This window comes from Methylocapsa polymorpha (assembly GCF_045689225.1).
GTDB classification, from domain to species: Bacteria; Pseudomonadota; Alphaproteobacteria; order Rhizobiales; family Beijerinckiaceae; genus Methylocapsa; species Methylocapsa polymorpha.
Genome location: NZ_CP136862.1, coordinates 2,220,484 through 2,232,823, shown reverse-complemented (window position 1 = coordinate 2,232,823; position 12,340 = coordinate 2,220,484). Strand labels below are relative to the sequence as shown.

The window sequence follows — 12,340 nt, the reverse complement described above, 5'->3', positions numbered from 1 at the left end:
ACACATCGACGCCGGCCCCAAGCCCCCGCACAAGCTGAATGGGGCGACCGACTCTATCGAAGAACGCATTCGCCAAGTCCACGCTGCTTCCGCTTCAAGAATTTGCATGCCAATATTTTATATTTTTTGTTCTGCGTGTACTAATCAGATAGGCCACCGCCATATTTCATAACTAAAATATGGCGCCTGGTTAACAGCACATAATAAATAATACTATATTTACGTGTATATCTTAAATCACTTAGTTTGAAGTCTGAACTTCGCAAGGCTTTTCTACAAATTCCTCGCCAACCTCGACAATTTTCTCATCATTGGTTTCTACGGTTCGCGGTCATATAATGACTGCCAAAACTTCCCAAAACTACATTGACTATCGAAATGAAAAATCTCACGATTAATTGTAGAGCCGACGCTGTGGCCCCACGCCGTGCGGCTTCAATTCTTCGTCAGCGTCAGCGTCAATCGATTTTTGTTCGCCAGCCGGTTTCCAGAGCGGCGACAAATGGTCTAATAGATCGCTATGGTCCTCAATGATGCTCATTCCCCACGATCAGCCTTGATCACGGCGGTTTTTGGCGCTTGTCCACGCTGCGGCCAAGGCAAATTATTTAGCGGGTTCCTCAGCATCGCGCCGAGCTGCGACAAATGCGGGCTCGATTTCGGCTTCGTCGACTCCGGCGACGGCCCTGCGGTTTTCGTCACTCTCATCGCCGGCTTGGCTGTGCTCGGCGCGGCGCTGTGGACGGAGCTGCGCTTCGAGCCCCCGATTTGGGTTCATCTCGTCATCTTTCTGCCGCTGACGCTCGTTGTTTGCCTCGGCCTGTTGCGGCCTTTGAAAGGCTGGCTCATCGCCATGCAATATCGCAACAAGGCGGAAGAGGGACGGCTCGAGGACTGACGATGCGCAGCCGCCTCGCACGCTTGTTCTGGCCTTTCGTCTTCGCCTGCGCCGTTGGGGCGGTTCTCGCCGGCTTAGGCGTGTGGCAGATGCAAAGGCTCGCCTGGAAAGCCGGACTGATCGCGCAAATCGAGGCGCGGGCGAAGGCTCCGCCGGAGCCTCTGCCGGCCATGGCCGAATGGCCAAAGCTTCGCCCCGAAGCTTACGAATACCGACATGTCGAGTTCGACGGCCGCTTTGAAAACGACAAGGAGGCGCTGATCTTCCGCGCGTCGGGCGGCGGCAGGCGAGAGCCTGGCTATCTTGTGCTGACGCCGCTGCGGCTCTCCTCCGGCGGCTATGTGATCGTCAATCGCGGCTATGCGCCGGCCGACCGTAAGGAGCCGGGCGCGCGAATGGCCGGAGAAATCGAGGGCGAGACGCATGTCTCCGGACTCATGCGGCAACCCGAACCGCGCAATTCTTTCACTCCGGCCGACGATCCGGCCGCGGGGCTTTACTTCACCCGCGATCCGGCCTTGATCGCGGCCCATTTCGGCTTGGCGGAAGCCGCGCCCTTCAGCGTCGACGCCGATGACGCGCCAGTTCCAGGCGGCTGGCCAAAAGGCGGCGCGACCGAGCTTGCGTTTCCGAACAATCATCTGTCCTACGCCCTGACCTGGTTCGGCCTCGCGCTCGGGCTTTTTGGCGTCTTCGGGGCCTATGCCTGGCGTGAGCTTAAATCGTCTAGCAGCTGATCGCAGGTCCAAGAAGGTTGGCGCCGCGGGCGCTGTCAGATTCTGCGCTCCGTGCTACAAGGAGATGGACAGCGCCGCGACAACAGGGCTAAGATTCATAAAGTGAAATATATTTCAACGCGGGGCGAGTCGCCGCCGCTTTCCTTCACCGAGACTCTCCTCGCCGGTCTGGCGCAGGATGGCGGTCTTTATCTGCCCGAAGCCTATCCCTGCTTCAGTCAGGATGAGATCGCCAGGCTCGCCGGCAAGCCCTACGCAGATGTCGCTTTGGCGGTGATCGCGCCCTTTGTCGCGGGCGAGATCGAGGCGGGAGCGTTGCGGCGGATGATCGAGGCCGCCTATGCGGGCTTTCGTCATCCCGCGGTCGCGCCGCTCGCCCAGATCGACTCCAACATCTTCGCGCTCGAACTTTTCCATGGCCCAACGCTCGCCTTCAAGGACGTCGCGATGCAACTCCTCGCGCGGCTGATCGATCACGCGCTGAAGGCGCGCGGGCAGCGCGCGACCATCGTCGGAGCCACCTCGGGCGATACCGGCGCGGCCGCGATCGAGGCGTTCCGCGGCCTCGACCAGGTCGATGTGTTCATTCTCTATCCGCATGGACGCGTGTCGGACGTGCAGCGCCGGCAGATGACGACGGTGGACGCCGACAATGTCCATGCAATCGCAATCGAAGGCAATTTCGACGATGCGCAAGCCTGCATAAAGGCTCTCTTCAATCATAAGACCTTGCGCGACGAGCTCGGCCTCTGCGGGGTCAATTCGATCAATTGGGCCCGCATCGTCGCCCAGACCGTGTATTATTTCACCAGCGCCGCCGTCCTCGGCGGGCCGCGCCGTCCGATCTCCTTCGCCACGCCGACCGGCAATTTCGGCGATATTCTCGCCGGCTGGATCGCCAAGCGGATGGGGCTTCCGATCGAACGCCTCGTCATTGCGACGAATTCGAACGACATATTGCCGCGCGCCCTGGCGAGCGGAACCTATGCCTTGGGCGGCGTTCACGCGACGCAATCGCCTTCGATGGACATCCAGGTTTCATCGAATTTCGAACGGCTCCTTTTCGAAGCCCATGGCCGTGATGCGAGCGCGCTTCGAGGCAAGATGGCGTCCCTGCAGCAATCGGGAAGTTTTGCGATCGAGAAAGGCCCGCTTGACGCTATTCGCGCCGAATTCGACGCCTTCAGCGTCAGCGAGGCCGAGACAACGCAAGAAATCGCAAGAACCTGGCGTGAATCGGGCTATCTTGTCGATCCGCACACGGCTGTCGGGCTGAGCGCGGCGCGCCTCACCCATGCGCGAGAGCCCGAAACCCCGATCGTCGCGCTAGGCACGGCGCATCCCGCCAAATTCCCCGACGCGATCGAGATCGCAACCGGCGCAAGGCCGCGTTTGCCCGGCCATCTGGCCGACCTTTTCGACAAAGAGGAGCATTTTTCGATTCTTCCAAACGATCAAAGAGAAATCGAGCGATTCATTCAAGCCCGCGCCAGGCGCACGTCGAAGAGGGCTGCGTCATGAGCGTCGAAATCACCACTTTGGCCTCGGGCCTCAGGGTCGTCACCGATCGCATGGCCCATCTCGAGACGGCTTCGCTGGGAGTATGGGTCGGCGCCGGCTCCCGGCATGAGGGGGCGCATGAGCATGGCCTGTCGCATCTCCTCGAACATATGGCTTTCAAGGGGACTCGCCGGCGTTCGGCGCGAGCGATCGCGGAGGAGATCGAGTCAGCAGGCGGCGACCTCAACGCGGCGACGAGCACCGAGCACACCGCCTATTACGCCCATGTCCTTGCAGAAGACGCCCCGCTCGCGCTCGACATCCTCGCCGATATTCTGACCGAGAGCACGTTCGACGCGACCGAGCTCGAACGCGAGAAAGGCGTCATCCTGCAGGAGATCGGCGCCGTCGAGGACACGCCGGACGATCTTGTCTTCGATATTTTCAACGCATCGGCGTTTCCTGGTCAACCGATCGGACGGCCGATCCTCGGCACCGCCGCGCAAGTGGCCAAATTCGGCAGGGATGCGATCGGCGCCTATCTCGACGCCCATTATCTCAGCGACGCGATCGTGATCGGCGCGGCGGGGGCGATCGAGCACGACCGCATTCGCGACGAGGCCGAGAAATGCTTCGGCGGCCTTTCGGTGGATCGAATCGAAGCCAATCAAGCGCCGGCGCGCTATCTCGGCGGCGACATTCGTCTCAAACGCCGGCTCGAACAGGCGCATGTCGTCATCGGCTTCGAAGGCCTCCCTTATGGCCATGACGATTTCTACGCCATGCAGGTTTTCGCCAATGCGGTCGGCGGCGGCATGGCCTCGCGCCTGTTCCAGGAGGTGCGCGAGGCGCGCGGCCTCGCCTATTCGATCCATGCCTTTCACTGGGGCTATTCGGACGTCGGACTGTTCGGCTTTTACGCCGCGACCGGCCGAAAGGACGTCGCCGAGCTGATGCCGGTCGCTCTTGACTGCCTCGGAGAGGCGGCGCAGACGCTGAGCGAAAGCGAAGTGCGTCGGGCCAAGGCGCAGATGAAGGTCTCGCTGCTCGCGGCGCTCGAATCTCCCGCCGCCCGCGCCGAGCAGATCGCCCGGCAATTGATGGCTTTCGACCGCGTCCTGACCCGAGAGGAGATCATCGCGCGGATCGACAGCCTGGATCTCGCGCAGATTCGCGCCGCCGGCGCGCGCGCGCTCGGCTCGGCGCCGACCGTCGCCGCGATCGGCCCGGTGGCGAAAGTCTTCAGCCCCGACCGCATCGCCGAGCGGCTGCGGGCGATTTGAAGGAGCGGCTCAGTGGCTCTTTTCCGACTGGGGCCTACCAGTGAAAATGCGACCTTCGTGCGCGGCGAGGGCGTCTATCTTCGCCCTCCGGACATGCGCGACTTCGAGGCCTGGGCCGGCTTGCGCGAGCGAAGCCGGGCCTTTTTGACGCCCTGGGAGCCGACCTGGCCCGGAGATGACCTGACCCGCTCCTCCTTCAGGCGCAGATTGCGCCGGAATCAGCAGGAAATCGACAGCGACGAAGCCTATCCCTTCCTCGTCTTTCGCGAGGATGACGCGCTGCTCGGCGGTCTGACGCTTGGCCAGATCAAGCGCGGCGTCGTGCAGGCGGCAACCCTCGGCTATTGGATCGGCGCGCCCTATGCCGGGAGAGGGTTCATGTCGCGCGCGGTCCGGGCGGCGATCGGCTTCGCCTTCAGCACGCTTCGGCTGCATCGGATCGAAGCCTCCTGCCTGCCGCATAACGAAGCCTCGATCAGGCTTCTGGAGCGGGTGGGATTTACCCGGGAGGGCTATGCGCGCGCCTATCTGCGGATCAATGGCGCGTGGCAGGATCATCTCCTCTACGCCTTGCTGGAATCGGATCCGACGCCGCTTCGGATGCCGCGGCGCGATTAAGAATTGATCGGCCGTTGCGGCGAGCTATCTATTTCCAAGCTCCTTTTTTGCGCGGAGGCCCGCCCATGCCTTGTTTGCGCCGCCGGACGGCATGATCAATGCTCCAGGATCGCGTCCCGCCTTATAAAAAAGGAGTGCTGGAGTTGGCGAAGAACATCCGATGCGGAGGCGGCAATGTCTGAGTTGAAGCCGCTTGAAGACAAGATCGATGAGCTTCTCGCGATTTGCGCGGCGATCAGCGCTTTCGTTTGTGAAATTCCGGAAGCAAAACTCGTCGAAATGCCCAAGCTCAAAGCCGTTCTGTCGGCCCATACTGGGCTGACCGAGCATCAGAAAAAATTGGCCATAGACGCCGCGCGCGAAATGAAGCACGCGGTCCAGGCCAAGGCGGGCCATTGACCCGACCGACCCGCGCCGGAGCAATGCTTCGCGGCGGCGCGGGGCTCGTCGGTTCGCGCGCTTGCGACCGAACGCAGCGCTCGGCTCCGCTTCAGGCGCCTCGCAAATGACAAAAATAGGCTGTTTTCAGAGACCTTGCCGGGCGGGCGCTTAGGCCTTACCAATCTCTGTTCCTAACCGGCCCGCGCGACCGCCGATGGCGGGCGCCCGGTCCATCAGACGGGACAGGTCATTTTTGTCGCGCTTGCTGCATCATCTTCGCGTCCTGGTCGCGCTTGCGGCTTTGGCCGCCGGGCTTCTCCCGGCGAGGGCGATCGAATCGGTGCGGGTTCCGCTCGACGCGCAGGCCATCGACCTGACCAAGGCGATCGACAGCTATCATTCGGAAGGCGACCGCCTGCTCGTGTCGACGGCGCCCGGCTCCGACGGCATCGTTCGCCGCATCGAGGTGCGCGCGCGCGAGGAAGGAACCCGGCCGAGCTGGATCGTTTTCGCGCTCACCAATGACACCAGCGAGCAAATCGAAAGGCTGATCGTCGCGCCGCACTTCCGTCTCGTTGGGTCCGGGGTGATTTGGCCGGACCTCGGGGCCTCGCGCATCTCCGCCATCACCGCGAGCCAGGGATTTCCGCCCGAACGCGACGAAAGCGCCGACGCCGACGTGTTCCGCCTGACCCTCGACCCCGGCACGACCGTCACCTATGTCGCCGAGCTGCGGACGCCGAACCTGCCCCAGATCTATCTCTGGGAGCCCGACGCCTACAAGGACAAGGTGACGAGCCTCGCGCTCTACAAAGGCATTGTCATCGGCGTCGCCGGGCTGCTTGCGCTATTCCTCACCATCGTCTTTGTGGTCAAGGGCGCGGTGATCTTCCCGGCCGCCGCCGCGCTCGCCTGGACCGTGCTCGCCTATGTCTGCATCGACTTCGGCTTTTGGGGAAAGATTTTCGGCACCGAGGGGCAATCCGACCGGATCTGGCGCGCCGGCGCGGAGGCCATCCTCGCGGCGACGCTCCTCGTCTTTCTATTCGCCTATCTGAACCTCAGCCGCTGGCATGTGCGCGCCTCCCATGTCGCCGCCATATGGCTCATCTTCCTCGCCGCCCTCGTCGGTCTTGCGGTCTATGACGCTCCGGTCGCGGCGGGCGTGGCGCGCATTTCGCTCGCGACGATCGCCGCGGTCGGCTTTATCCTCGTGCTCTATCTCGCCATGCACGGCTATGACCGCGCGGTCATGCTGATCCCGGCCTGGTTTCTTCTCCTTGTCTGGATTATCGGCGCGGCTTTCACGGTCACCGGAACCCTGACCAATGATCTCGTCTCCCCGGCGCTGATCGGCGGCCTTGTGCTGATCGTCATGCTGATCGGCTTCACGATCATGCAGAATGCTTTCGTCGGCGGCGGGCTCAGCCATGGCGTCGTCTCCGATGCCGAACGCAAGGCGCTCGCCCTGACCGGAAGCGGCGACATTATCTTCGACTGGGACGTGGCGGCGGACCGGATCTATGTCAGTCCAGAGGTCGAGGCGCAATTAGGCCTCGCCCGCGGCGCGCTGGAAGGGCCGGCGGCGGCCTGGTTCGACGTCCTGCATCCGCTCGAGCGGGATCGCTATCGCGCCTGTCTCGACGCCATGCTGGAGCAAAGGCGCGGGCGGATCAATCAGGACTTTCGGCTGCGCGCGGCCGACGGCCAGCATTTCTGGTTCCGCCTGAAGGCGAGGCCGGTCGTTGGTCCCGACGGCGAGGTGATCCGCATCGTCGGCGCATTGAGCGACGTCACCGAGGCCAAGACCGCCGAGGAGAGGCTTCTGCACGACGCCGTGCATGACAATCTGACCGGCCTGCCCAATCGCGAGCTTTTCTTCGATCGTCTCGAGGCGGCTCTGACCTTGGCGCAAACCGACGCCAGAATCCGCCCGACCGTGATCAGCATAGACATCGACCGTTTCAAGCAGGTCAACGAGGCCGTCGGGCTTTCGGCCGGCGATTCCATCCTTCTGACGCTCGCGCGGCGCCTCAGCCGCATCCTGAAGCCGCAGGACACGCTGGCGCGCCTATCGGGCGATCAATTCGCGGCCCTGATTATTTCGGAATCCGAGACCGATCAAATCACCGCTCTCGCCAATGTGGCGCGGCGGGTCGCCTCCACGCCAGTGACCTTCAGCGACCGGGAAATCCCATTGACCGCCTCGATCGGCCTTTCGCTTTACGATCCGCAACTGCATGCGAAACGGGAAGACATGCTGAAGGACGCCGAGATCGCCATGCGGCATGGCAAGCGCTTGGGCGGCAATCGCATCGAAGTGTTCAGGGCTTCGATGCGGACGCTGCGCTCCGATCGCTTCGGCCTCGCGGCGGACCTGCGCCGCGCGCTCGACCGCAGCGAGATCAAGGTGTTCTTTCAACCGATCGTGCGGCTCGAAGATCGCACCGTCGCCGGCTTCGAGGCGCTGCTGCGCTGGGACCATCCGCGTCTGGGGCGGCTCTCCCCAGGCGAATTCATCCAGATCGCGGAAGAGACCGGCGCCATCGTCGATCTCGGCATTTTCGCGCTTGAGCGCACCGCGCGCGAACTCTCGGCCTGGCAGCGCGCGCTCGACGTCGACCCGCCGATTTTCGCCAGCGTCAATGTCTCGTCGCGGCAATTGCTGCGCCACGACCTCTTGCATGACGTCAAGGCCGTGCTGTCGCGTTGCGACGTCAGTCCCGGCAGCTTGAAGCTCGAGCTGACAGAAAGCCTCGTCATGGAGAATCCGGAATTTGCGGCGCAAATTCTGACACGAATCCGCGAACTCGGCGCCGGCCTCTCGCTCGACGATTTCGGCACCGGCTATTCGTCGCTCGCCTATTTGCAGAGATTTCCCTTCGACACGATCAAGATCGACCGGTCATTCGTGCGTCATACCGGAACTGGCGCCAGGCCCGTGATCCTGCGCTCGATCGTGGCTTTGGCGCATGATCTCGGCATGGAGGTCGTCGCCGAAGGCGCCGAAGCGGAATCGGATGCGATCGAACTCTATCAACTCGGCTGCGAATACGCGCAGGGCTTCGCTTTCGGCCAGCCGATCAGCGCCATGGACGCGCGCAAGCTTGTCGGCGCGGCGACAATAGCGGCGTGATGAGGAAACGCGGCGTCTCGATTGCAGCCCGCGCCTCAGGCCCGCCCAGATTCCGACGACAGCCGCCCAAGATCGATCCCGACCTGCTGCAGCGCCCGCTCATATTTCGAGCCGATGGCCGGATCGAAGATGAGCGCCGGATCGGCGGGACAATTGAGCCAGCCATTGTCCTGCATCTCGGCCTCAAGCTGGCCGGCCGACCAGCCCGCATAGCCCAAAGCGAGGATCGCCCGGTCGGGGCCGTCGCCGCGGGCGATGGCGCGCAGAATGTCGATGGTCGCGGTCAAGGACACGCCGCCGTCGATCGACAAGGTCGAATTGTCGATAAAAAAATCATTGGAATGGAGCACGAAACCCCTGCCGGTCTCGACAGGTCCGCCGTTCAGAACCTGGACGGAGCCAGCCTGGGCGGGCAAGCGAATCGCCTCCTCGGGCCGGATCACCTCGAGTTGAACCAGAAGCTCGGAAAAATTGACCTTGCGCGCCGGACGATTGACGATGATCCCCATCGCCCCTTCCTCGGAATGGGCGCATAGGTAAATGACTGACCGGGCGAATCGATTGTCCGGCATGCCAGGCATGGCGACGAGCAATTGCCCGTCGAGAAAACCGCCGCGATCCTGCCGCGCGCCTTCTGGAGGCTTTATTGATCCCATTTTATCCGCCTCACTCTTCGGAAAACCGATTGCTGTAAACCATGTTTCCGCAAGTTGCAGCTTGCGCCCATGCACAAAAATTTGACCTCTCAACCAGCAAGCCATTGGCCCTGTTCCATGCAAATATCTTTCCAGCTTACCAGAGCGGCAAAAATACGCGGCGCAGCTCTCGGCGCAGCCGGTCTGGCCTCGCTGGCTCTTGCCGTTGACGCGCGCGCCGATCCTTATGCGACCGCGTGGGCGTCGGCGCAGAAATCGGCCATGCGGCTAATTGCCTCCGCAGCCGGCGAGCCACGAGGCTTCTACAGGGCCGGGGCGGAAATCCGCCTCGACCCAGGCGCTCTCACCTATTGGCGGACGCCAGGCGGCGCCGGCGCCCCGCCGGTCTTCTCCTTCGACGGCTCCGAAAATGTCGCCGGTGTCACGGTCCTCTATCCCGCCCCGACGCGAATAGACGAATCCGGGACCGAGGTTTTCGGTTATTTCGGAGAAGTCACTTTTCCATTCCATGTGACCCCTAAGGACGACGCCCGTCCGGCGATCTTGGCGCTGACATTGAGATATGCTGTCTGCGAGCGCTTATGCCTGCCGGCCAAGGCCGAGGCGAGGCTGTCCCTGCCTCCGCTGCAAAGCGCAGGGAGTGACGCGCGGCTCCGCGCCGCCGTCGCCGAAGCGGACGGGCCGGAGGCCGCAATCGCCGCGGCTGAAGCGAAAGCCCCGGTGCGCCTCTCGGCCACGGAGCGCGACGCCAAAGTCGCGATCGAACGCATTGCGGGAGCGCCATCGCCAAGCTGGCGGCTCGCCACGCTGAGCGGAGATTTGCAAGACCTTTTCGCCGAAGCGCCCGAGGGGTGGTATTTCGAGACTCGGAAGTCCGATCGCCCGAATGAATTCCTGATCGTCGAAGTCGAAAGGCCGAAGGCGGAAAGCGCCGACGCCGTTCCCGTGACCCTGACCTTGACCGAAGCTCGACAAAGTTACGAATTCGCCGTTGAACTCGGCGGGCCTTCCTCTAGACCATAGCGCATCAGCGGGCGAAGCGGGAGCCGGCGCCCGTTGGACCGGGCGCGAATTCCCGCCAAGCACTGCGGCGCCGCAAATCCACTAGGAGCAGGACGATGACGATCAAGGCCGGAGACCCGCTTCCCAAGGCCACGTTCACGGTCATGAGTAAGGAAGGTCCGAAACTGCGGACCACAGACGAGATCTTCAAAGATCGTAAGGTTGTTTTATTCGGTGTGCCCGGGGCGTTTACGCCGACCTGCAGCGCGGCGCACCTGCCTGGCTTTCGCGACCGGGCCGAGGACTTCAAGGCCCGCGGCGTCGATGAAATCGCCGTCACCAGCGTGAACGACGTCTTCGTCATGGACGCCTGGGCCAAAAACACGGACGCCGAAACTAAGATCAGCTTTCTCGCCGACGGCAACGGCGATTTCGCCAATGCGCTCGGACTTTCGCTCGACCTCACCGAGCGCGGCCTGGGCGTCAGGTCGCAGCGCTATGCGATGCTTGTCGAGGACGGCGTTGTGCGCAAGCTCAATATCGAGCCCGCGCCTGGCAAGGCGGAAGTCTCGAGCGCCGAGGCTTTGCTCGAACAGATTTGACCATGGCCGCATCGGTCGGTGGAGCTAGCCAAGCCGCGACGCCGCGCCCCGCGCCGATAAAAACGGGGCCATTCCCTTGCGGGCGAGGGCGTCGGCGCGTTCGTTCATAGTGTCGCCAGCGTGGCCCTTGACCCAGCGCCAGTCGATCGTGTGGGGCTTGGCCGCCTCATCAAGCCTCTGCCAGAGCTCGACGTTCTTGACGGGTTTCTTGTCAGCGGTGCGCCAGCCATTGCGCCTCCAGGCCGATATCCAGCCGGTGATGCCGCCCTTGAGATAATTCGAGTCGGTATAAAGATGCACCGTGCAGGCGCGGTTCAAGGCCTGAAGCGCCTCGATTGCGGCGGTCAGCTCCATGCGATTATTGGTCGTTGCGGCCTCGCCGCCGAAAAGCTCTTTTTCATGGCCTCCGAAGGTGAGGATCGCGCCCCAACCTCCAGGGCCGGGATTGCCTGAACAGGCGCCGTCGGTCCAGATCGTCACTTCCGCGCTCATCGCAGCAGACCAAGCTCCCGACCGCTGCCGATTCGCTGATGGAACTGCAATTTCCGAATATATTCGAGCGGATCCTTGGGATGGACCAAGGCGCCCGGCGGCACATTCAGCCAGTCGACGAGGCGCGTCAGGGTAAACCGCAGGGCCGCGCCGCGGACAAGGATTGGGAGAGCCTCGACTTCCGCCGCCTCGAGCCCACGGATGCGCTCATAGGCGTTGAAAAGACCCATGGCCTTGGTGATGTTGAACGAGGAATCGGGCTCGAAACACCATGCGTTGAGGCAGATCGCCAGATCGTAGGCGAAATCATCCGTACAGGCGAAATAGAAATCGATGAGGCCTGAAACCTTCTCCCCAAGGAACAGCACATTGTCGGGAAAAAGATCGGCGTGGATGACGCCTCGCGGCAGATCCGTCGGCCAAGTCTTTTCGAGGAAACCTAATTCCTTCTCGATCATGGCGGCGACGCCCGGGCAAACGTCGTCGGCGCGGCCGCGAACCTGATCGAACAAGGCCGGCCATGCGCTCAGCCCCAAGGCGTTGGCGCGAGAGCCGGCGAAATCGGCGCCGGCCTCATGCAGCTTGCCAAGGGCCTCGCCGAGCGACGCACAGCGCTTGGCGTCAGGACGGTTCCGCCAGATGCCTTCGAGAAAGGTCACGATCGCCGCCGGGCCCCGCCAGCCGCCCGAGCGCGACGCCCGACCTGTTGCGGACCGGCTGCGGACAAGTGAGCCCGCGCGCGGCGAGATGCTCCATGAGCCCGAGAAAGAACGGCAAATTCCTCTCATCTACGCGCTTCTCATAGAGCGTGAGGATGAAATAGCCGGCTTCGACATGGAGAAGAAAATTGGAGTTTTCGACCCCTTCGGCAATGCCTTTCAGCGCGAGCACGCGGCCGAGATCATAATCCGCGAGGAAGGCGGCCAGGTCCGCGTCGACGACTTCGGTATAAACGGCCATGGCGCTCCGGCGGTCAAAGCAAGGGGCGCGACTGTCCGCAGCCCATTGGTGTAGCTAGCGCATTTCCCGGCCGGA

The 12,340-nt window shown here is 62.8% G+C and carries 11 protein-coding genes and 1 pseudogene; 9 read left to right on the top strand and 3 right to left on the bottom strand.

Going from position 1 to position 12,340, the window contains the following annotated elements:
• The first annotated feature begins 520 nt into the window (after positions 1-520).
• The 7 genes from RZS28_RS10255 (at position 521) to RZS28_RS10225 (ending at position 8,553) form a co-directional block, all read left to right on the top strand.
• Positions 521-898, top strand: a complete 378-nt coding sequence (locus RZS28_RS10255; RefSeq protein ID WP_407337670.1) for a DUF983 domain-containing protein — start codon at positions 521-523, stop codon at positions 896-898.
• 2 nt (positions 899-900) lie between these two features.
• Entirely contained in the window at positions 901-1,635 is a 735-nt protein-coding gene (locus RZS28_RS10250) for an SURF1 family protein (RefSeq protein WP_407337669.1), read from the top strand.
• A 102-nt stretch (positions 1,636-1,737) separates the two neighbouring features.
• Positions 1,738-3,156: a threonine synthase gene (gene thrC / locus RZS28_RS10245; protein ID WP_407337668.1), complete on the top strand. Its 1,419-nt coding sequence runs from the start codon at positions 1,738-1,740 to the stop codon at positions 3,154-3,156.
• On the top strand, positions 3,153-4,418 hold the full coding sequence (locus RZS28_RS10240) for a M16 family metallopeptidase (protein ID WP_407337667.1): 1,266 nt from the start codon (positions 3,153-3,155) through the stop codon (positions 4,416-4,418). The genes thrC and RZS28_RS10240 overlap by 4 nt, the downstream gene beginning before the upstream one ends.
• Before the next feature lie 12 nt (positions 4,419-4,430).
• A complete protein-coding gene (locus tag RZS28_RS10235; protein ID WP_407337666.1) occupies positions 4,431-5,036 on the top strand; it encodes a GNAT family N-acetyltransferase in 606 nt (201 codons plus the stop codon).
• Between the two features lie 174 nt (positions 5,037-5,210).
• Entirely contained in the window at positions 5,211-5,435 is a 225-nt protein-coding gene (locus RZS28_RS10230; protein ID WP_407337665.1) for a hypothetical protein, read from the top strand.
• Positions 5,436-5,679: 244 nt separating this feature from the next.
• Positions 5,680-8,553 carry an EAL domain-containing protein gene (locus RZS28_RS10225; RefSeq protein ID WP_407341096.1) on the top strand — a complete coding sequence of 958 codons (2,874 nt, stop codon included), beginning with the start codon at positions 5,680-5,682 and terminating at the stop codon, positions 8,551-8,553.
• A 35-nt stretch (positions 8,554-8,588) separates the two neighbouring features.
• Here the strand turns inward: RZS28_RS10225 and RZS28_RS10220 are convergent, their stop codons facing one another.
• Positions 8,589-9,209, bottom strand: coding sequence for a YqgE/AlgH family protein (locus tag RZS28_RS10220; RefSeq protein ID WP_407337664.1), 621 nt, complete (start codon positions 9,207-9,209; stop codon positions 8,589-8,591).
• 117 nt (positions 9,210-9,326) lie between these two features.
• Here RZS28_RS10220 and RZS28_RS10215 point away from each other — a divergent pair, with 117 nt between their 5' ends.
• Together RZS28_RS10215 and RZS28_RS10210 are read left to right on the top strand one after the other, a co-directional pair.
• On the top strand, positions 9,327-10,232 hold the full coding sequence (locus RZS28_RS10215) for a protein-disulfide reductase DsbD domain-containing protein (RefSeq protein WP_407337663.1): 906 nt from the start codon (positions 9,327-9,329) through the stop codon (positions 10,230-10,232).
• Positions 10,233-10,327: 95 nt separating this feature from the next.
• Positions 10,328-10,813, top strand: a complete 486-nt coding sequence (locus tag RZS28_RS10210; RefSeq protein ID WP_407337662.1) for a peroxiredoxin — start codon at positions 10,328-10,330, stop codon at positions 10,811-10,813.
• Between the two features lie 24 nt (positions 10,814-10,837).
• Here the strand turns inward: RZS28_RS10210 and rnhA are convergent, their stop codons facing one another.
• Both rnhA and thrB read right to left on the bottom strand, forming a co-directional pair.
• Positions 10,838-11,305, bottom strand: coding sequence for a ribonuclease HI (gene rnhA, locus RZS28_RS10205; RefSeq protein WP_407337661.1), 468 nt, complete (start codon positions 11,303-11,305; stop codon positions 10,838-10,840).
• A pseudogene (thrB, locus tag RZS28_RS10200) lies at positions 11,302-12,265 on the bottom strand (homoserine kinase). Before thrB ends, rnhA begins: the two are co-directional and overlap by 4 nt.
• Between the last annotated feature and the right edge of the window lie 75 nt (positions 12,266-12,340).